We start from the raw sequence: 20,705 nt of genomic DNA on the forward strand, positions 1-20,705 counted from the left end.
AAAACGCCGACGCGGGCCGCTGGGCTGAGTGAAAAGTAGACAACCGAACCGCGGGGCTATTTCAGGTCACAGCACGATAATGCATAGATATGCTTTATCAGTAACAAATATTGCCAAGTATAACAATGGCTTAGTTTGTGTGGGGCTGTTTCAGAGCTTTATCCTGTCCGCAGGCCATAAAGTAGCCACATCTCGCCGAGGGTTGCAATTTACCCAGTGAAAATGGTACTTATCACGCGCCTGAAATTCAGGTTTCAACCATCCATCATCCGCGAATTAGCCGACTTCGGCCTACTCCCCTTGAGAGTGATTCATTCCGCCAACTGCGCGCGGAGACCGGGTTTTGTTAAGGAAAAAGACAAGTTATGAAAGTAAAATTCAGCCTTGCCTGGCAAATAGTGACGGCGTTAGTACTGGGGATCATCGTCGGCGCTATATTGCATAATCAGCCATCCGAACGTGAATGGTTAATCACCAACATTCTCAGCCCGGCCGGTGACATCTTTATTCACCTGATCAAAATGATCGTCGTGCCGATCGTCATCTCTACGCTGATTGTCGGTATTGCCGGCGTCGGTGATGCAAAAAAACTCGGACGCATTGGCGTGAAAACCATCGTCTATTTCGAAGTGATTACCACCATTGCCATCGTGGTAGGGATTACCCTGGCGAATGTGTTTAAACCTGGCTACGGCATTGATATGTCGACGCTGGCAACGGTGGACATCTCTAAATATGAAGCGACCACGGCACAGGTGCAGAGCGGGGCGCACAGCCTGGTCAACACAATCCTGTCGTTGATCCCGCAGAATATTTTTGCCGCGATCGCCAAGGGCGACATGCTGCCGATCATCTTCTTCTCGGTGCTGTTCGGGCTGGGGCTCTCCTCGCTGCCGTCTGAACACCGCGACCCGCTGTTGAAGGTGTTCCGCTCGACCTCGGAAGCGATGTTCAAGGTCACGCACATGATCATGCGTTATGCGCCGATTGGCGTGTTTGCGCTGATCTCGGTGACCATCGCCAACTTTGGTTTCGCCTCCCTGTGGCCGCTGGCGAAGCTGGTGATCCTGGTGTACGCCGCCATCCTGTTCTTCGCCTTTGTGGTGCTGGGCGCGGTGGCCCGCATCTGCGGCCTGCGGATTACCACGCTGATGCGAATCCTGAAAGATGAGCTGATCCTGGCATACTCCACTTCCAGTTCCGAAACCGTGCTGCCGCGCATCATGGAGAAGATGGAAGCCTACGGTGCGCCGAAATCCATCACCAGTTTTGTGGTGCCGACCGGCTACTCGTTTAACCTCGATGGCTCGACGTTGTACCAGAGCATTGCGGCGATCTTTATCGCCCAGCTGTACGGTATTGACCTGTCGATTGGGCAGGAAATCGTGCTGGTCCTGACGCTGATGGTGACCTCAAAGGGCATTGCTGGCGTACCGGGCGTCTCTTTTGTGGTGCTGTTGGCCACGCTGGGTAGCGTCGGTATCCCACTGGAAGGACTGGCCTTTATCGCCGGTGTAGACCGTATCATGGATATGGCGCGTACCGCGCTGAACGTGGTCGGTAATGCGCTGGCGGTGCTGGTTATTGCCAAGTGGGAGAACCAGTTTGATGCTAAACAGGCGGTTGCCTACGAGACTAAAATGAAGACCTTAGCCTCGACGTCTTGATTTAACGCTGGTGCTGGTGGCAGGTTTTCCTGCTGCCAGCTCGGCCCTCTCTCATGGGCGGCCTACCGCTAATAAAGGCTGGGGAAACTCAGCCCGTTATTCCCCCTCACTGAAGATACATCCGCAATACACTAAAACCCGCCTTAATAATAATGGCTTAGCAATTCAAGGGGCATTGCCTGCCCTGGAACCGGTTCAAAGTGCACTAATCACGCAGCGGAAGGGCTTTGTCTGCTTTTTGGCCTGGATCGCAAAAGTTAGGTTAAGTCGCTAAAGTTCACTGATTTCCCGCCGAAACTATAAAAAAAGATAACTCTTCTGCCTAACCCCAATCCTGGCGACAGCCTCAAGGATGTTGATTCATGCGTACAAATTTGCCCGTAACACAGCAGGAATATGTGTTTGACGATAATGCCACTCTGATGACCACCACCGACATCAGCAGCCACATCACCTATGCCAACGATGCATTTATTGAGGCCAGCGGATTTTCGCCGGAAGAGATCAGCGGCCAGCCGCACAATATGGTGCGCCATCCGGATATGCCGCCTGAAGCCTTTGCCGATATGTGGGCGACCCTCAAGCAGGGCGAACCCTGGACCGGGCTGGTGAAAAATCGCCGTAAAAATGGCGATCATTACTGGGTGCGTGCCAACGCCATTCCGGTGGTCCGGGACGGCAAGGTGCAGGGATTTATGTCGGTTCGCACCAAACCCGGCAAGCAGGAAGTGCGTGAAACCGAAAAGCTTTACCGCGAGTTCCGCGAAGGGAAACGTAAAGGCTGGCGCTTCCATAAAGGGCTGCTGGTGCGAACCGGCTTGCTGAGCTGGACCACGCTGTTTAAAACCCTGTCTCTGCGCTGGCGCATCCGCAGCGCGATGATCGCTTTGCTGCCGTTGGCGCTGCTGGGCGTCTGGCTGCTGGGCTTGCCGGGCCGGTCGCTGGCGATCTTTGCCGCCGTCATGGCGGTGCTGTTAATGCTGGCGTCGGCCTGGCTGGAGCAGCAGATTTCCCGCCCGATAGAGCGGATGTGCCAGCAGGCGCTGAAGGTGGCGACCGGGGCCAGCCACAAGGTGGATGAAACCGATCGGGTTGATGACGTCGGCATGACGCTGCGGGCGGTGGGTCAGCTGGGGCTGATGTTCCGCTGGCTGGTGGATGACGTCAGCGGCCAGGCGATTAACGTGCTGAGTGCCAGCGATGCCATCGCCCACGGCAACAACGAACTGAGCCGCCGCACCGAACAAGCGGCCGCCAACGTGCAGCAAACCGCCGCCACCATGAATGAAATGACCGCGACGGTGCAGAGCAATACCGAAACCGCCCGTCAGGTGAACACGCTGTCGAAAAGCACCAGCGATGTGGCCACCAAAGGCGGCAAGGCGATGAACGAGATGGTGACGATGATGGCCGAAATCGACGAAAGTTCGAAGAAAATCGCCAGCATTACCAGCGTGATCGACGGCATTGCTTTCCAGACCAATATCCTGGCGCTGAACGCCGCAGTGGAAGCCGCACGCGCCGGTGAGCAGGGTAAAGGCTTTGCGGTGGTGGCTGGCGAAGTCCGCAGCCTGGCGCAACGCAGCGCGGTCGCCGCCAGTGAGATCAAGAATCTGGTGGAAAACAGCGCCACCAAGGTGCGTTTAGGCAGCGATCACGTCAACGATGCCGGTAAAACTATGGAAAACATCGTCAGCCAGGTCCAGAACGTTACCTCACTGATTGCGCAGATCAGCGCGGCGACCTCCGAGCAGGCGACCGCGCTCAGCGAAGTCAGCCTGGCGGTGGAAGACCTGGACAACATCACCCATCAAAACGCCGCGCGGGTGGAAGAGGGCGCTCAGGCCTCCGGCCGCATGACGCGTCAGGCTACGCGGCTGGTGGAAGCGATCAGCGTCTTCCGCTAACCCCGGTCCCGGTTGCGGCACGCGAATGCGCGGCAACCGGCTCGCATTGGCTAGTCCGGTTGCCGCATCATATTGCACTGCAACCGGCTCGCATTGGCCAGTCCGGTTGCCGCATAATATTGCACTGCAACCGGCTCGCATTTCTCACCGGTGGCGTGATACGTTTCTGTCACCACCTGCCGCCGGTAACCGTCATGTCGACCACCTTTATCCCCGAATTTTCCACCCGTCCACTGATCCCTTTTGCCCATGATTATCAGCATGGCGACCGCGAACAGATGCATCACCACGACTGCGCGCAGCTGATCCACAGCCTGACCGGCGTGGTCAGGGTTGAAACCGCCGCCGGACACTGGATTGTGCCGCCGGGGCGCGGCGTCTGGATGCCCGCTGGCGTGCGGCATGCGTTGCAGATCACCGGCCAGGTGGCGGCGAGGACGCTGTTTATCGACCCGCTCGCCCGCGCGGATTTGCCGGTCAGCTGTCAGGTGGTGCAGGTTTCGCCGTTGCTGAGAGAGTTGATCGTCAGCTCGCTGTCGCTGCCGCCGTCTTATTCGGCCAACACCCGCACCGAGCGGATTTACGAGCTGATGCTGGATGAAATCCGGGTGATGGCGGCGTTGCCGTTTTGCCTGCCGGAGCCACAGACGCCGCCGCTGGTGGCCCTGTGCCAACGCATCCGCACACAGCCCGCCGAACGCTGGACGCTGGAGAATAGCGCCAGCCAGCTGAGCGTCAGCAGCAGGACGCTGGCCCGACGTTTTTATCAGGAAACCGGCTTGCAGTTCAGTGACTGGGTGCGCCGCGCCAGGCTGATGGAAGCCCTGACGCGGCTGGCGGCGGGTGAGTCGGTGCTGCGCGTGGCGCTGGATATGGGTTACGAAAGCCACAGTGCCTTCAGCGCCATGTTTCGGCGGATTATGGGCGTGGCGCCCAGCGACTATTTCCCGGCCAAAGACGTCCAGTGAGCGAAGGCGTTGAGCAGCGCCTGCAGAGAGGCTCTGGCCACGTCGCCATCGATGCCGACGCCCCAGCTGCTCTGGCCGTCCGGCAGGATGCAGCGCAGATAGGTCACCGAGCGGCTGTCACTGTGTTGCCCCAGCGTATGCTCGTGGTAATCCTGGATCGACAGCGTGACGTTATAGGTCTTGCTCAATGCCGCCACGGCCGCCGACAGCAGGCCCTTTCCCCGTCCTTCCAGTTTCTGGCGTTTTTCGCCCTGCCACAGTTCGCCCTGTAACAGCAGTTCGCCGCCTTCGCTCTGACTGCGGTAATCATGCAGTTGCAGCGCGGGCGAGTTTAAGCCATACAGGCGGCAGAACAGTTGCCAGATGGCGGCCTGGGTCATTTCCCCGCCTTCGCTGTCGGCCTGCTGCTGGACGTGATGGCTGAAATGCTGTTGCAGCGCGCGAGGCAGGGACAGCCCGTGGTTTTGCTCGATCATCCAGGCGGCACCGCTTTTCCCCGACTGGCTGTTGACGCGGATCACCGCTTCATAGCTGCAGCCGATATCCGCCGGATCGATGGGCAGATACGGCACTTCCCACTGCGCGTCCGGCGTCTGCCGGCGGGCGCTGAAGCCTTTTTTAATCGCATCCTGATGCGATCCGGAAAAGGCGGTAAACACCAGTTCACCGGCATACGGATGGCGGGGATGCACCGGCAGCTGGTTGCACTGCTCGACGGTATCCACCACCTGTTTAATCTGGCTGAAATCGAGACCCGGCGGGATGCCCTGGGTATAGAGGTTCAGCGCCAGCGTCACCAGATCGACATTGCCGGTGCGCTCGCCGTTACCAAACAGGCAGCCTTCAACGCGGTCGGCCCCGGCCAGCATTGCCAGTTCGGCACAGGCAATGCCGGTGCCACGGTCGTTATGCGGATGTACGCTGATACACACCTGCGATCGCGCCGAAAAATGGCGGCAGAAGTGCTCAATCTGATCGGCATAAACGTTCGGGGTGTTCACTTCCACCGTGGCCGGTAAGTTGATGATCATCGGGCGTTCGGCACAGGGTTGCCAGACGGCGGCGACGGCTTCACAAATCTCCAGCGCAAAATCACTTTCGGTAAAGCAGAAGGTTTCCGGCGAGTATTCAAAGGTCCACCGGGTGGCCGGGTTCTCTTCGCAGCGCTGGCGAATTTGTCGGGTGGCGTTGACTGCCAGCGCGACGATCTCTTCCCGGCTTTGGCGGAACACCAGCTTACGGAACACCGGTGCGGTGGCGTTATACAGATGCAAAGTGGCGCGGTGTGCGCCTTCAAGGGCGGCAAAAGTGCGGTCGATTAAGTCACTGCGGGCCTGGGTCAGCACCTGAATGGTGACGTTTTCGGGGATATGATCCCCTTCGATCAGCTCACGGACAAAGGCAAAGTCCGTCTGTGACGCCGACGGAAACGCCACTTCAATTTCGGTGAAACCGCACTGCAGCAGCAGGTTCCAGAACAGCATTTTGCGCTGGCTGTCCATCGGCTCGGCCAGCGCCTGATTGCCGTCGCGGAGATCGGTGGATAACCAGCGTGGTGCCTGGGTTAAGGTCCTGCCCGGCCACTGACGGTCGGGGAGTGCCAGCACCGGGGACGTGGGGTATTTTTCTGCGGGGGATAACAGCATGATGAGTCTCCTGAAAAGGGAGAACCATCATGACCGCAGGTCGCGGCAGAGACTGGCGGAAAGCTGACAATCAGTGTGGCAAAAGTGACAAATGAAAAAAAAGCAGACCTTGCGGTCTGCCTTCTGAACGCCCTGGAATTGGCGTGTTGAACCAAAGAGATTTGCTGTCAGCGGTATTAATTGTTGGTTGTATAAAAATCCGCTGGCTTATTTTTTATAGGAAAACGATCTTTGCCACAAGCTGTTCCTGGAAATCCGCCATATTTTTAAGCCATTTCTCGGAAAATTGCAGCAAGCTTTACGGTGAAATGTGACAAAAACAACACTCTCCTGACCTTTTTCAGAATGTGGAACATGTCGTCCGGATAATGAGTAATCATAAAACTGATCTATATCAATCGGTTGTAATTAACGTTGAAAAAAATTCACTGATTGTAACGGCATGTATCAGGTTTTTTAAAACGTCAGCAGGACATTATTCTGCTGTGGCCTTTATATTAAGGATGAATAATTAGCGGAGTCAGTAATCGCTATTTTAGTATTGCCGCCAGATTTTCTGGAAATGCGCTTCTATTACTGCATCGCGTTACTGACTCTTTTTGCCCAATCACGAAAAATAATTCAGCTACAGTTAGACACTTAGCTCGTTTTCCCCTTCATCATTCACATCATCAGAGAGAGAAGCGTCATGAGTCAGTTTTTTATGAATCAGAAGAGCGGCCTGGTCAATGAAGCCATCGAAGGTGCCCTGATTAGCAGTGGTTATCACAATATCAGTCAGCTGGACGTGGGGCCGGATATCCGGGTGGTGGTGCGCAATGACTGGGATAAGTCGCGCGTGGCGTTGATTTCCGGCGGTGGTTCCGGTCATGAGCCGGCTCACGTTGGTTTTGTCGGCAAAGGGATGCTGACCGCAGCCGTTTGCGGCGATATTTTTGCCTCACCCAGCGTTGACGCGGTATTAAGCGCCATTGTTAACGTAACCGGTAAGAAAGGCTGTTTGCTAATCGTCAAAAACTACACCGGCGATCGGCTCAATTTTGGTCTGGCGGCGGAGAAGGCGAAGAAGCTGGGCTTCAAGGTCGATTTGGTGATGGTGACCGATGATATCGCCTTGCCGGATAACCCGCAGCCGCGCGGCATTGCGGGAACGGCGTTGGTGCATAAGGTGGCCGGTTATGCGGCAGAGCAGGGCAAATCCTTAAAAGACGTGACGGCGTTGGCGAATAAAGCGATTGCGGCCACCGCGAGTATTGGTTTGGCATTTTCCACCTGTCATGTGCCTGGTGAGAAGCGCGACGATCGGGTGAAGGAAGGGCAGAGCGAGTTGGGCATGGGCATTCACGGCGAACCGGGTGCATCGACGCTGAAGACGCAGAACAGCGAGGAGATCGTCAGCGTGTTGGTGGAGAAGCTGGCGAAGCACAATCCGGATGGCAAGAAGGTGGCGTTGTTAGTGAACAATCTTGGCGGTTTTTCGGCGCTGGAGATGGCGGTGCTAACCCGCGAGGTGTTGAAAACGGATTTAGGTAAAACCGTTAAGCAGTTGGTGGGTCCGGCAACCCTGGTGAGTGCGTTGGACATGAAGGGCTTTTCGCTTTCGACGCTGGTATTGACGCCCTCGTTAGAGGAAGCATTGCTGGCGCCGGTCGAGGCCAGCGGGTGGCAGTCGGCGGTGAAGGTGAAGGCCCCGAAGGTGATCAAAGGTAAGAAAGTGGCCTCCCAGCAGAAGGTGAAACCATCGGAGAATGCCAGGGTTGCTGCGGTGGTGAAGGCCATTTGCAGCACGTTAGTGGGATTAGAGAGTGAGTTGAATCAGCTGGATGCGAAGGTCGGTGACGGTGACACCGGTTCAACCTTTGCGGCCGGCGCGGGCAAGGTGTTGAAGGACTTAAAGGCGAAGGCATTGCCATTAGACGATCTGTCCAGTCTGCTGACCTATGTCGGTGAGCAGTTAGCGGTGGTGATGGGCGGTTCCAGCGGGGTATTGATGTCGATTATGTTTACCGCGGCGGGGCAGAAGCTGGAAGAGGGCGAGCCGTTGGCGAAGGCGTTGAGTTGGGGGCTGGACAGAATGCAGCATTACGGTGGCGCGCAGCCGGGTCATCGCACGATGATCGATGCGTTGCATCCGGCCTTTGAAGCCTTGGTCGCCGGTAAGGATTTGAAGAAGGTGGCGACCGCGGCGAAGAAGGGGGCGGACAGCACCGCGAAGATGCGTTCAGCCAAAGCCGGACGTTCATCGTATCTGAACAAGGACAGTCTGAACGGGGTGAAAGACCCAGGCGCTTATGCCGTGGAGCAGGTGTTTGCTGAGTTGGCTAAGGGCGGTAAGGCTTAAGGGGTTTAGGGGTAGGTCAAGGGCGGCTCGGTGGAATTGGGGTCGCACAGGTCAAAACCAGCTTGGGTGTCTCGGCGTCGGCAGAGTGCGCGTGATCCGAGACGCCGTGAACCCATCCTTGGGGGCTTGGCTGCCGCATCCCTGCGGCAGACACTCGGCTAACGCGCACTCTGCCGCCACCATTAAGCTTCTGATTTGTTTGGTGATTTTGGGGATGCACAGGTCAAGGGCGGCCTCGGTGGAATAGGGGGCGCACTGGTCAAGGGCGGCTCGGGTAGTATCAGGGTCGCACAGGCCAAAACCAGCTTGGGTGTCTCGGCGTCGGCAGAGTGCGCGTGATCCGAGACGCCGTGAACCCATCCCTGGGGGCTTGGCTGCCGCATCCCTGCGGCAGACACTCGGCTAACGCGCACTCTGCCGCCACCCTTAATCTTCTGAGTTGTTGGTGGGATTTGGGGATGCACAGGTTAAGGGCGGTCTCGGTTGTATTAGGGGGGCACGGTCAGATCGTCTTTCTCAATTTGGGGCTTACTGATCGGGTCTGTCAGGCAGTATTTTGACCACGATATAGACGACCAGAATAGATACTCCGATGGCAATCAGGCGCTCATGCCAGGTTTCATAATGAAAAAACCAGTAGCAGCAGACAAGAACAAGCAATCCACCTAAAATCGAAACGCTCGTTTCAAGAAAAGTATGAAAAAGCCGTTTCCACACGCTCAAATTATTTGCCTCATCTTTTCGCCTTGATCTCATTTTCTATCTTATCCAGAATTTTCTCAAATGCTGATAAACCGTGTAACCTTTTGATGTTAAGTGCTTCGATAAAAGGGTGTAACGCAGGTTCAACCAGGAAGTAAAGTAGGTCATAATTTCTAGGTTTCAGAGCGTTATAAACTTCAGGATTGTTTCGTTGAAGTCGCTCTGAAGTATAGATGCATCTTTCCATCATCCCACCAATCAATAACGTGTTGCCAACAATACCACCACGTAACTTTACTAACAAAGAGCTCCGTTGAGCAATTGAGGAAGCAAGTTTTCCAGCTACCACAGCGTTTGTCACGACTCGTCCAGCAATTGAGGCGATAGTTTTAGCGTAAATGGCATCTTGCTTTTTTTCAGATATGTTTTTATTGAAAAGGGTGAGCACTGTTTCAATCGTGCTTGCAAAGTGATGATTTTCAAGGATACCGTGGCGAATAGCTTTAAGCATCCTTATTTTTTCGGTTTCACGGTAATAGCGGCCATCTGTATGCATATATCCATAGGCCAGGTAGCCAATGTCAGTGGGCACGGACAGGATGCCATGGGTGAAGCCTATGGCAGACTCCGGAGAAAGTATTATTTTAGCAATTCGTCTGGCAATATCATCGTAGCTACGCATGTTTGATTCCTTTCAGTTAACAATGAACGTTATCCTTAACTTCTCCTTTGGAAATTAAAATCGTGTGACTGTGTTTTACTTTTGATATGTTAAGGATTCCTCATGGATGTAAATAATATGTATCTCTACTTTTAAATAATTAATTTGCGCATTATGAATTTCAATGTGTAATGATTTTTCATCCTGCCGTTCATAACTATAACGTCGTGAAGAGGATATTAACTTTTTATAAAAAATATATGAAAATTTATTCCTGTTTCTGTGCTCTCTCGCACATTTATATTGCCGTAAAGATAAAATATAAAAAAGCCCGATATATCGGGCTTTTTTTACAAGGGCTTTCTGCCCGCAGGTTCTGCTGTTGCGGGATTACTCGACGGTGACGTCCTGTGGGTCGGGCAGATTATCCAGCGTGCGCTCGAAGCTGCGCAGACGTTTGTAGATCGATAACAGCTCCACCAATGTGGTCCAGGAGTTAATCAGATACTGGAAGGAGCCGCGAACCTGATCGAAAACGTTGGTGATCTGCGTCAGCAACCCGAGGGTGATGGCGCCGGTGATGATCGACGGGAACAGTACAAACAGACTGAATACCGCATCAAGCTGCAGATACAGAATGCGTGCAATGTTGAAGTACAGATAGTGGAAATACAGGCGGAAATAGTTGCGGCGCACGTTGGAGAACAGCTCGCGCACGGTCGGTGGACGGGCGCGGTGCGGATCGTCTTCGCCGTAGACCAGCTCTTTACGGTACGCGGCTTCAACCCGCTGATTCCTGAACTCCAGACCCGGCAGCTTAATCCCGATAACCGCCAGCAGGCCGGTTCCCAGCAAGGACCACAGCAGCGCGGCAATCACCAGCGAATAGGGAATGCTGCCCAAAATCGGAATGGTTTTGACGTGGACCGACAGCGCGACCAGCACCGGTAAAAAGGCAATCAGCAGCATGATCGAATTGATAAAGCTGGTGCCCATATCTTCCAGCGTCGAAGAGAAACGCATGGTGTCTTCCTGCACACGCTGAGCCGCACCTTCAATGCCCCGCAGTTCCGGCCAATGATCCATATAGTAATTGTTCATCGCCGTGCGCCAGCGGAATATGTAGTGGCTGACAAAGAACATATTCAGCACGCCGACCACCACCGCAATCATCGCGATACTCAAAAATCCCTGAAGCTGCAGGTAAAATGCTTCGATCTTGATGGTATTAGGGTGCGACATCGCCTTTTGAATTAAATCATAGAAAGGCTCGTACCAGGCATTCACCGCCACGCTGACCTGCACCGAAAACCAGGTGGCGAAGATAATCAGCGCTGAACCCAGAATCGACCAACGCTGCCACGGATGCGGGCTGACGATGGCCCAGAAGGCATAAAATATCGCTACCACCAGCAGATAGTAGAGATAAAAAGCCAGCGCGCTAGGGGCGATAAAGCGCAGTGCGTTATTCGGTAACGGTTCCTGCGTGTTGCCTGCTAAGGCCGAAAAGTGAGTCATCCAGGTACTGGCTCCCGCAAACCACAACAGAATGGCCAGGGCACTCCAGAGCACGACACTTCCAAAAAACAGCCCCGGTCGGGGAAAAAATGATTTGAACATAATGACTCCAAATAATGTGCTCTTTTTTTATAACGCTTTTTGCTGTGAACAATCTTATCGCGGTTGTTTCCGAAAGTGTCAGCCCTAAATAAACGCTGAATGTTTTTTAAACAATGCCGATAAACAGAAAAGAACCTCTGACATTCATCGGAAATCGCTTGAATTGACAGCGCTTTTCAGTTTATAGCTATTAAGAATATTCTTAGAAAAAACAGACAGCCTGCTGATAAAAGGCAGCGTTGAGCCCATTGGCGTCAAGCCCTGACGCACTTGAAAGCCAGGGGTCTGAACAGGCAAATACCCGTCCAGACCTTCAGCAACCAGGCGAAAAGACCATGACAGAAAATAGCGATGTGATGTACCGCTTATTGGTACAGAGCGTAGTGGATTACGCAATTTATATGCTCAAGCCGGATGGCACCGTCGCCAACTGGAATGCCGGCGCACAGCGCGCCAAAGGCTATCTGCCGGACGAAATTGTCGGGAAAAACTTCTCGCTGTTTTACAGCGAACAGGATCGCGCTAAAGGCCTGCCGCAGCATGGGCTGGAAACCGCCAGCCGCACCGGGCGCTATGAAGTGGAAGGCTGGCGCTACCGCAAAGACGGCAGCGCCTTCTGGGCGCATGTGATTATTGATGCCGTGCGCGCGGAAGACGGCACGCTGATTGGCTTTGCCAAAATTACCCGCGACTGCACCGAACAAAAGGCCGCCCAGGCCGGGCAGCGCGCGCATGAAGAAAAATTTCGCCTGCTGGTGGATGGCGTCAAAGATTACGCCATCTACATGCTGGATGCCGAAGGCAACGTGGTGAACTGGAACGCCGGTGCCACCCGGTCGAAAGGCTATACCGCCGATGAGATCGTCGGCAAACACTTCTCGGTGTTCTACAGCACCCAGGATCGGCTGGCGAAAGTGCCGGAAGCCAACCTGCGGACCGCGCACCGCACCGGACGTTTTGAAGAACAGGGCTATCGCTACCGCAAAGACGGCAGCGCTTTCTTTGCCCACGTGGTGATTGATGCGGTCCACGACGACGACGGCAAGCTGATCGGCTACGCCAAAATCACCCGCGACTGTACCGAACAACAGCGTCTGCTGGTCGAGCAGCGTGAGAGGGAGCAGGTGTTCCGCCTGCTGGTGGAAGGCGTTACCGATTACGCCATCTACATGCTGGATCCGAATGGCCTGGTGGTGAACTGGAACGCCGGTGCGCGGCGGGCCAAAGGCTACAGCGCCGACGAAATTGTCGGAAAGCACTTCTCCTGTTTCTACAGCGCGCAGGATCGCCTGGCGCGGCTGCCTGAAACCAATCTGAAACTGGCTGAAACCAGCGGTCGCTTTGACGACGAGGGCTGGCGCTACCGCAAAGATGGCAGCGCGTTCTGGGCCCATGTGGTGATCGACGCCATCCATAACGACAGTGGTCAGCTGATTGGCTACGCCAAAATCACCCGCGACTGCACCGAAGTGCGGGAATATGAGCAGCAGATTTTACGGGCGAAGGATCTGGCCGAGCAGAACAGCGCCAGGACGGCGTCGCTGTCAAAATTCCTCGACACCATCATCGCCAATATTCCCTCTTCGGTGATTGTGGAAGATGTGGTTTCGCGCGAAATCCTGCTGATGAATAACAAGGCCGAACAGCTGCTGGGGCTGACTCAGCAACAGATGAGCGGCAAAAAGCTGGCAGCCTGCCTGACCTCAGAGATGGGCGACTATTTCACCCAGCTTTCCACCGCCGCGCAACGCTTCGAAGGGCTGCATAAAAACGAGCAGCTGTTAAATACCCGTGGCGGCGAGCGGATTATCTCCGCCACGGCGTCGATTATTCGCGGCAACGATGCGCGCACTAACTACGTGCTGCTGATTGCTGATGATGTCACCGATCAGCGTGCGGCGGATGCGCGCATTCACCATATGGCGCATCACGATAACCTCACCAGCCTGCCGAACCGCGTGCTGTTCAGCCAGCGGCTGAATGAGGCGCTGCGTGCCGATCGCGAGGCCGGGAAACTGACCGCCACGCTGGGGCTGGATCTCGATAACTTTAAAAACGTCAACGATGCGCTTGGCCATCAGGTTGGCGACGATCTGCTGCGCGCCGTAGCCAGCCGGTTGCGCGGGGTACTGCGCGATGTCGATACGCTGGCGCGGAATGGCGGCGACGAATTCTCGATTGTGCTGCCCGGCCTGACCCATCAGCAGGAAGCCGACGCGATTGCTCACCGGCTGATTGAAGTGACCAAATTGCCGTTTAACGTCGATGGCCATAACCTCTCGGTCGGGCTGAGTATCGGCATCGCGATTGGCGGTCGCGAGCTGGCGACGCCGGAGCAGCTGTTGCGCTGTGCCGATATGGCGCTGTATGAAGCCAAGCGCAACGGCCGTAACCGCTTCGAACACTTCTCGGTGCAAATGGGCGAAGCCGCCAATCTGCGTCGGATGATTGAAAACGACCTGCGCGATGCGATTACCCACAAGCATCTGCGGCTCTACTATCAGCCGATTACCAACAATCACGGTCGCGAAATCATCGGCTACGAAGCGCTGATGCGGTGGCATCACCCGGAAAAAGGGCTCATCATGCCGATGGACTTTATCCCCATTGCCGAAGAAACCGGGTTAATCCACAGCCTGGGCGCTTATGCCCTGTATGAAGCCTGCCGCGAGGCCGCCAACTGGCCGGCGCATCAGAGCGTGGCGGTTAACCTGTCGCCGCTGCAATTTAAAAACAGCTCGCTGGTGTCGGTGGTGGAAGCCGCGCTGAAAGAGTCCGGGCTGGAGCCGGGCAGGCTGGAAGTGGAGATCACCGAGTCGGTGCTGCTCGACAACACGCTGGTGAATATCCGCACCTTGCAGAAGCTGAAGGCGCTGGGCGTGCGCATTGCGTTGGATGATTTCGGCACCGGCTATTCGTCGCTCAGCTATCTGCGATCCTTCCCGTTCGACAAAATTAAAATCGATAAGTCATTTATCAACGATATGAAGGACAGCCGGGAAGCGCTGGCGATTATTCGCGCCATTACCGGCATGAGCCGCAGTCTGGATATTCAAATTACCGCAGAAGGGGTGGAGAGCAATGAGCAGTTTGAACAGCTGAAAAGTGAAGGCTGTACGCTGTTCCAGGGCTATTTCTTCGGGCGTCCGCAGCCGCCAGAAACCCGGCTCAAGGTGTTTAATCCGCCGGAAAGATTTGCTGAAACGGCATCGGAGATCCGTATCAGATTGCCGGAAGCACCGCCGGATGCAGTCATGTCGGTTAACACACTGCCAGACCGGCATCCCGAACCCAGGTTCCCGGCAGAAAAGTAAGCCTGCCGCCGGTATTGCCTGCGCATGCAGGCAATACAATACCAGGCGGGGTTTTAGATCCGTTCCGGGTCTAGCCCGCGCGTCTTCGGACCGAAAATCCCAATCACCAGCATCACAATCACCATACTCACCACGATAAAGGCAATCACGCCCTGCGCACCGGCCACCTGTAAAATCATGCCGATAATAATGCTGCTGAACACCGTGGAAAGACGGCTGAATGAGTAGCAGAACCCGACGGCGCGCGCGCGAATAAAGGTCGGGAACACCTCGGTTTGATAGGCGTGATAGCTGTAGGTCAGCCAGGCGTTGGAGTAGGTGATGCAGAAGCCGCAGACGATCAGCAAAATCGGACTGGTTTGCAGCGCAAACAGCGTGCCGAAGACCACCGTCATCAACGAGGCGAGCACGATCTGCCATTTGTTCTCAATCTTGTCGGCATAGCGGCTGCAAATCAGCGAGCCCAGCGGATAGGCGAGGGTAATGAAAAAGGCATACAGCAGGCTGTGGGTGATGCTCGCGCCTTTGCCGGACAGCAACGCGGGCAGCCAGTTGCCGAAGCCGAAGAAACCGATCGCCTGGAAGATATTCATCACCACCAGCATCAGCGTGCGCTGACGGTATTCAGGACGCCAGATATCGCGGAAGCGACCTTTCTTTTCAATGATGCCGCCGGTTTCGATCGTCTCTGCCGCCGGTTCGGTGCTGGCTTTACCACAGCGGATCTCCATCGCCGTCACGCCTTTATGCGCCTCCAGATGGCGGCCCTGCTGCGCCAGCCAGCGCGGCGATTCCGGCAGATTTTTTCGGATAAACCAGATCACCAGCGAGCATAACGCCCCGGCAATCACCACCCAGCGCCAGCCGGTCAGGCCGAGGATCGTTTGCGGCACCAGCCACCACGACATCAGCGCAACCGCCGGCACCGACAGAAACTGCACAAAGAAGGCGAAGGCAAACGCCTTGCTGCGCAGGTAGCTCGGCACCGATTCGGTCAGATAGGTATCGATGGTCACCAGTTCGATGCCCAGCCCGACGCCGACCAGGAAACGAAAGAAAATGATCCCTTCGGCGTGATTCTGGAAGGCCATGATCAGCGAAAAACAGCCGTACCAGGCCAGCGCGCACATAAAGGTGATGCGACGGCCAAAGCGGTCGGCATAGGGAGCCAGCAGGCTGGCACCGAGGAATAAACCCAGGAAGGTGGAAGAGGCAAAGGCGGCCTGATCGGAGATGCCAAACACGCCCTGGCTGCCGACATGGAAGATATTTTCCGCCACCAGACCGGCGCTGATATAGCCGGTCTGAAACAGGTCGTACAGCTCGAAAAACCCACCCAGTGAGAGCAGGGCGATAAAGCGCCATAGCCCGGCTGAGGCCGGCAGTGCATCGATACGTTCGGAAAGCTTATTGTTATTGAATGCAGGTTCAGACGGCATCGTCCCTGGCGAACAGACTTCACTCATTGCTTTTTAATCCTCGTTCTTGCGGTACGCAGATCCTCCATCCTAAGGGTTTATGTCAGGTTTTGTATATCCAGATGCAAATCTTGTTAATGAATTTGTGCCATTTTGTTTCCCTGCGCTAAATCTTTGCTAAAAGACCTGTTAAACTCCATGGCATTGTTACCGGTAACATTGATTCGGTAACCGCGTTATGTGCCCGATTAAAAAAAATACTGCAAGCAACCGTGAATCCTAAGCCGAAGCACCAGGCGCAAGTTATTAAGGCAATGTCATGTCGAAAGAAACCACAGGAAGCTCCCGCCGGGACTTCCTGCTGAAAACCATCACCCTGGCTCCGGCCATGGCGATCGGCAGTACCGGAATTGGCGCGCTGACCGCCGCTGCTCCGGCCGCCGCGAAAGAATCCGCGCCATCCGGTCCACAAAAAGCCCGTGATTACCAACCGACCTGGTTCACCCCCGAAGAGTATGCCTTTGTGCAGGCCGCCTGCGCGCGCCTGATCCCGGCCGACGATCGTGGACCTGGCGCGCTGGAAGCGGGCGTGGCGGAATATATCGATCGCCAGATGAATACGCCGTATGCCATTGGTTCCAACTGGTATATGCAGGGACCTTTCCACCCTGATGCCGACAAGGAACTGGGCTATCAGTACCCGCTGGTGCCGCGCCAGATTTACCGTTTAGGGCTGGAAGATGCCGATGCGGTCGCGAAAGCGCAGCATGGCAAGGTCTTCGCCAAACTGAGCGCGGACCAGCAGGACACGCTGCTGCAGGCGTTCGAAGCGGGCAGCGTTGCGTTCAAACAGGTTCCGGCCAAAGTCTTCTTCTCTTTCCTGCTGCAGAACACCCGTGAAGGGTTCTTCAGCGATCCGATCCACGGCGGCAATCAGGGCATGGTCGGCTGGACGCTGATTAACTTCCCGGGCGCGCGTGCGGACTTTATGGACTGGGTTGAACGTGGCGAGCGTTATCCGTTCCCACCGGTATCGATTCGTGGGGAAAGAGCATAACCATGGCAAACGAAATGAAGAAAGTAGATGCGGTGATCGTCGGCTTCGGCTGGGCAGGATCGATCATGGCCAAAGAGCTGACCGAAGCCGGTCTGAACGTGGTGGCACTGGAACGCGGCCCGCATCGTGATACCTATCCGGACGGCGCCTATCCGCAGGTAATTGATGAGCTGACCTATAACATCCGTAAAAAGCTGTTCCAGGATCTGTCGAAAAGCACCGTCACCATCCGCCACAATTCGGCGCAAACCGCACAGCCTTATCGTCAGCTGGCGGCGTTTTTGCCGGGCACCGGCACCGGCGGCGCGGGCCTGCACTGGTCAGGCGTGCACTTCCGCGTCGACCCGATGGAACTGCGTATGCGCAGCCATTACGAAGAGCGTTACGGCAAGAACTTCATTCCTGAAGGCATGACCATTCAGGATTACGGCGTCACCTACGACGAGCTGGAACCGTTCTTCGACAAAGCGGAGAAAGTGTTCGGCACCTCAGGCTCTGAATGGAGCGTAAAAGGCAAGGTGATTGGTCAGGGCAAGGGCAACCCGTTTGCGCCAGACCGCTCCGATAAATTCCCGCTGCCGGCCCAGAAGCGCACCTTCTCGGCGCAGATGTTTGCCCAAGCCGCAGAATCCATCGGCTATCACCCGTACGATCTGCCGTCGGCCAACACCTCCGGCCCGTATACCAATACCTATGGCGCGCAGATGGGACCGTGCAACTTCTGCGGTTATTGCAGCGGCTATGCCTGCTACATGTATTCCAAGGCCTCGCCAAACGTCAACATCCTGCCGGCGCTGCGTCAGGAAGCGAAGTTCGAACTGCGTGAGAACGCCAACGTGCTGCGCGTTAACCTGACCGCCGATAAAAAGCGCGCCACCGGCGTGACCTATGTCGATGCATTAGGCCGTCAGATTGAGCAGCCTGCCGATCTGGTGATCCTCTCTGCCTTCCAGTTCCACAACGTGCACCTGATGCTGCTGTCCGGCATTGGCAAGCCTTACGATCCGGTGACCAATGAAGGGACCGTGGGCCGTAACTTTGCTTACCAGAACATCTCCACCATCAAGGCGTTCTTCGATAAGGACGTGTTCACCAATAACTTTATTGGTGCGGGCGGCGCGGGCGTGGGTCTGGATGATTTCAATGCCGATAACTTTGACCACGCCAAATACGGCTTTGTTGGCGGCTCGCCAATGTGGGTTAACCAGGCGGGCGTGAAGCCTATCTCCGGTCTGCCAACGCCTCCGGGCACGCCAAACTGGGGCAGCAAGTGGAAAGCCGCGGTGGCCGATCACTACACCCATCACGTGTCGATGGATGCACACGGGGCTCACCAGTCCTATCGCAACAACTATCTGGACCTGGATCCGAACTACAAGGATGCCTTTGGCCAGCCGCTGCTGCGTATGACCTTCGACTGGCAGGACAACGACATCAAGATGTCGCAGTTCATGCACGGCAAAATGCACAAAATTGCTGAAGCGATGAACCCGAAACTGATCAGCGGTTCACCGAAAGCGGCCGGCACGCACTTCGACACCACCGTCTATCAGACCACCCATATGAACGGCGGCGCGATTATGGGTGAAGATCCAAAAACCAGTGCGGTGAACCGTTATCTGCAGAGCTGGGATGTCCCGAACGTGTTTGTCCCCGGCGCTTCTGCCTTCCCACAAGGTTTGGGCTACAACCCAACCGGCATGGTGGCAGCCCTGACCTACTGGTCAGCTAAAGCGATTCGTGAACAGTACCTGAAAAATCCAGGTCCGTTGGTGCAGGCATAAGGACAACCCGATGAAGATGATGATCCCGGCCCTGTTACTGGGCATGGCAAGCTTTGCCGCGCTGGCGGACGACTCCGGTGCGGCGCAGATCCAACGCGGTGAATACCTGGCGCGCGCCGGTGACTGCGTGGCCTGTCACACCAAAGCGGGCGGCCAGCCGTTCGCCGGTGGCCTGTCGATGGCGACGCCAATCGGCAATATTTACTCCACCAACATCACGCCGGATAAGCAAACCGGTATTGGTGATTACAGCTACGACGATTTCCAGAAAGCGGTGCGTCATGGCGTGGCGAAGAACGGCGATACGCTCTATCCGGCGATGCCGTATCCGTCTTACGCCGTGGTCAGCGATGAGGATATGCAGGCACTGTATGCCTACTTTATGCATGGCGTGCAGCCGGTTTCGCAGGCCAATCAGGACAGCGACATTCCGTGGCCGCTGTCGATGCGCTGGCCGCTGGCGATCTGGCGCGGCATGTTTGCGCCGGACGTGAAGGCCTTCCAGCCAATCAAAGGTCAGGATGCGGTGCTGGCACGCGGTCAGTATCTGGTTGAAGGCCTCGGCCACTGCGGTGCCTGCCATACGCCGCGCAGCCTGACCATGCAGGAAAAAGCCCTCAACGACAGCGAAGGCAGTGACTATCTGTCCGGCAGCAGCGCGCCGATTGATGGCTGGACCGCCAGCAACCTGCGTGGCGATAACCGTGACGGCCTGGGCCGCTGGAGTGAAGACGATCTGGTGCAGTTCCTGCGTACCGGCCGTAACGATCAGACCGCCGTATTCGGTGGTATGACCGATGTGGTCGAGCACAGCCTGCAGCACCTCAGCCCGGAAGATGCCACGGCGATTGCCCGTTATCTGAAGTCGCTGGGCGCGCGCGATCCGAATCAGGTCGGCTTCAAGTCTGATGACGCGGTGGCGAAAGCCCTGTGGAAAGGCGATGACAGCAAGCCGGGCGCCTCGGTGTACGTCGACAGCTGTGCTGCCTGCCATAAAACCGACGGTAGCGGCTATAAGCGCTTCTTCCCGGAACTGCGCGGTAACGCGGTGGTGCAGGCAGAAGACCCAACCTCGCTGATCCATATCGTGCTCAGCGGTGCCACGCTGCCTGGCGTGAAGGGTGCGCCTTCCAGCATCACCATGCCGGCCTTCGGCTGGCGTCTGAACGACCAGCAGGTCGCTGACGTGGTGAACTTTATCCGCAGCAGCTGGGGTAACAGCGCGAAGCAGCAGGTCAGCGCCAGCGATGTGGCGAAAGTGCGCAAGACGGTGCCTGAGCATCAGGGCAATGCCGACGTTGAAAAGTTGATGGAAGAGAAGTAAGCGACTTTACGATCGAAAACGGCCAGCAAACTGGCCGTTTTTTTTTGCTTTATTTTTAGTTATCTCGTTATTTTTAGCATGTTGATGTCCATTCGTTGAAGCAATTTGAAGAATATTGTATCGCTCATAATCTGGGAAACTCTTTCCTTCCCGGCGACTGTTCCCGCGCCGCGATACGGTATTCATTAACCGCTTATCCTCTGTCTTCTTTGCATATGTTATTAACCAGTAACATGTCATTAAGCGCCGGATTTGAGTCGCCTGCTACACTTTCTTCGAGCTTGTTCTTAAGCACA

The 20,705-nt window shown here is 55.7% G+C and carries 13 protein-coding genes; 8 read left to right on the forward strand and 5 right to left on the reverse strand.

The annotated features are described in order from the left end of the window. The first annotated feature begins 365 nt into the window (after positions 1 to 365). From gltP to EBC_RS03365, 3 genes are all read left to right on the forward strand, one after another. Positions 366 to 1,667, forward strand: a complete 1,302-nt coding sequence (gene gltP / locus EBC_RS03355; RefSeq protein WP_013200403.1) for a glutamate/aspartate:proton symporter GltP — start codon at positions 366 to 368, stop codon at positions 1,665 to 1,667. A 362-nt stretch (positions 1,668 to 2,029) separates the two neighbouring features. Next, positions 2,030 to 3,574, forward strand: coding sequence for a methyl-accepting chemotaxis protein (locus tag EBC_RS03360; RefSeq protein ID WP_013200404.1), 1,545 nt, complete (start codon positions 2,030 to 2,032; stop codon positions 3,572 to 3,574). A 194-nt stretch (positions 3,575 to 3,768) separates the two neighbouring features. Further along, positions 3,769 to 4,542 (forward strand): AraC family transcriptional regulator, encoded by a 774-nt coding sequence (locus EBC_RS03365; RefSeq protein ID WP_013200405.1) that lies wholly within the window; start codon positions 3,769 to 3,771, stop codon positions 4,540 to 4,542. Here the strand turns inward: EBC_RS03365 and leuA are convergent. Further along, complete coding sequence (gene leuA, locus EBC_RS03370; protein ID WP_013200406.1) at positions 4,515 to 6,188, reverse strand: 2-isopropylmalate synthase; 1,674 nt, start codon at positions 6,186 to 6,188, stop codon at positions 4,515 to 4,517. The genes EBC_RS03365 and leuA overlap by 28 nt on opposite strands. A gap of 688 nt (positions 6,189 to 6,876) precedes the next feature. Here leuA and EBC_RS03375 point away from each other — a divergent pair. Further along, positions 6,877 to 8,529, forward strand: a complete 1,653-nt coding sequence (locus EBC_RS03375; RefSeq protein ID WP_013200407.1) for a dihydroxyacetone kinase subunit DhaK — start codon at positions 6,877 to 6,879, stop codon at positions 8,527 to 8,529. A gap of 733 nt (positions 8,530 to 9,262) precedes the next feature. Here the strand turns inward: EBC_RS03375 and EBC_RS03380 are convergent. Together EBC_RS03380 and sbmA are read right to left on the reverse strand one after the other, a co-directional pair. Beyond that, on the reverse strand, positions 9,263 to 9,913 hold the full coding sequence (locus tag EBC_RS03380) for a hypothetical protein (protein ID WP_013200408.1): 651 nt from the start codon (positions 9,911 to 9,913) through the stop codon (positions 9,263 to 9,265). 369 nt (positions 9,914 to 10,282) lie between these two features. Then, positions 10,283 to 11,512, reverse strand: a complete 1,230-nt coding sequence (gene sbmA, locus EBC_RS03385; RefSeq protein ID WP_013200409.1) for a peptide antibiotic transporter SbmA — start codon at positions 11,510 to 11,512, stop codon at positions 10,283 to 10,285. 335 nt (positions 11,513 to 11,847) lie between these two features. Between sbmA and EBC_RS03390 the strand changes: the two genes are divergently transcribed. Next, positions 11,848 to 14,826 (forward strand): bifunctional diguanylate cyclase/phosphodiesterase, encoded by a 2,979-nt coding sequence (locus tag EBC_RS03390; RefSeq protein WP_013200410.1) that lies wholly within the window; start codon positions 11,848 to 11,850, stop codon positions 14,824 to 14,826. A 53-nt stretch (positions 14,827 to 14,879) separates the two neighbouring features. Here the strand turns inward: EBC_RS03390 and EBC_RS03395 are convergent, their stop codons facing one another. Next, positions 14,880 to 16,292: an MFS transporter gene (locus EBC_RS03395; protein WP_013200411.1), complete on the reverse strand. Its 1,413-nt coding sequence runs from the start codon at positions 16,290 to 16,292 to the stop codon at positions 14,880 to 14,882. 271 nt (positions 16,293 to 16,563) lie between these two features. Between EBC_RS03395 and EBC_RS03400 the strand changes: the two genes are divergently transcribed. From EBC_RS03400 to EBC_RS03410, 3 genes are read left to right on the forward strand one after another with little or no spacing between them, the layout of a single operon-like run. Next, entirely contained in the window at positions 16,564 to 17,301 is a 738-nt protein-coding gene (locus EBC_RS03400) for a gluconate 2-dehydrogenase subunit 3 family protein (protein WP_013200412.1), read from the forward strand. A gap of 2 nt (positions 17,302 to 17,303) precedes the next feature. Next, positions 17,304 to 19,085: a GMC family oxidoreductase gene (locus EBC_RS03405; protein ID WP_013200413.1), complete on the forward strand. Its 1,782-nt coding sequence runs from the start codon at positions 17,304 to 17,306 to the stop codon at positions 19,083 to 19,085. Between the two features lie 10 nt (positions 19,086 to 19,095). Beyond that, positions 19,096 to 20,409, forward strand: coding sequence for a c-type cytochrome (locus EBC_RS03410; RefSeq protein WP_041691866.1), 1,314 nt, complete (start codon positions 19,096 to 19,098; stop codon positions 20,407 to 20,409). A 6-nt stretch (positions 20,410 to 20,415) separates the two neighbouring features. Here EBC_RS03410 and EBC_RS25680 read toward each other — a convergent pair whose 3' ends face one another. Continuing rightward, a complete protein-coding gene (locus EBC_RS25680) occupies positions 20,416 to 20,595 on the reverse strand; it encodes a hypothetical protein (protein WP_157868002.1) in 180 nt (59 codons plus the stop codon). Positions 20,596 to 20,705 lie beyond the last annotated feature (110 nt).

Origin of the sequence: Erwinia billingiae Eb661, assembly GCF_000196615.1 — a bacterium.
Classification (GTDB): domain Bacteria; phylum Pseudomonadota; class Gammaproteobacteria; order Enterobacterales; family Enterobacteriaceae; genus Erwinia; species Erwinia billingiae.

Excerpts from the sequence above, each read along its gene's own strand:
- sbmA (WP_013200409.1), bottom strand. The coding sequence starts at position 11,512 with ATGTTCAAATCATTTTTTCCCCGACCGGGGCTGTTTTTTGGAAGTGTC.
- EBC_RS03360 (WP_013200404.1), top strand. The coding sequence starts at position 2,030 with ATGCGTACAAATTTGCCCGTAACACAGCAGGAATATGTGTTTGACGAT.
- gltP (WP_013200403.1), top strand. The coding sequence starts at position 366 with ATGAAAGTAAAATTCAGCCTTGCCTGGCAAATAGTGACGGCGTTAGTA.
- EBC_RS03390 (WP_013200410.1), top strand. The coding sequence starts at position 11,848 with ATGACAGAAAATAGCGATGTGATGTACCGCTTATTGGTACAGAGCGTA.
- EBC_RS03395 (WP_013200411.1), bottom strand. The coding sequence starts at position 16,292 with ATGAGTGAAGTCTGTTCGCCAGGGACGATGCCGTCTGAACCTGCATTC.
- EBC_RS03410 (WP_041691866.1), top strand. The coding sequence starts at position 19,096 with ATGAAGATGATGATCCCGGCCCTGTTACTGGGCATGGCAAGCTTTGCC.
- EBC_RS03405 (WP_013200413.1), top strand. The coding sequence starts at position 17,304 with ATGGCAAACGAAATGAAGAAAGTAGATGCGGTGATCGTCGGCTTCGGC.
- EBC_RS03375 (WP_013200407.1), top strand. The coding sequence starts at position 6,877 with ATGAGTCAGTTTTTTATGAATCAGAAGAGCGGCCTGGTCAATGAAGCC.
- leuA (WP_013200406.1), bottom strand. The coding sequence starts at position 6,188 with ATGCTGTTATCCCCCGCAGAAAAATACCCCACGTCCCCGGTGCTGGCA.
- EBC_RS03380 (WP_013200408.1), bottom strand. The coding sequence starts at position 9,913 with ATGCGTAGCTACGATGATATTGCCAGACGAATTGCTAAAATAATACTT.
- EBC_RS03400 (WP_013200412.1), top strand. The coding sequence starts at position 16,564 with ATGTCGAAAGAAACCACAGGAAGCTCCCGCCGGGACTTCCTGCTGAAA.
- EBC_RS03365 (WP_013200405.1), top strand. The coding sequence starts at position 3,769 with ATGTCGACCACCTTTATCCCCGAATTTTCCACCCGTCCACTGATCCCT.
- EBC_RS25680 (WP_157868002.1), bottom strand. The coding sequence starts at position 20,595 with ATGAATACCGTATCGCGGCGCGGGAACAGTCGCCGGGAAGGAAAGAGT.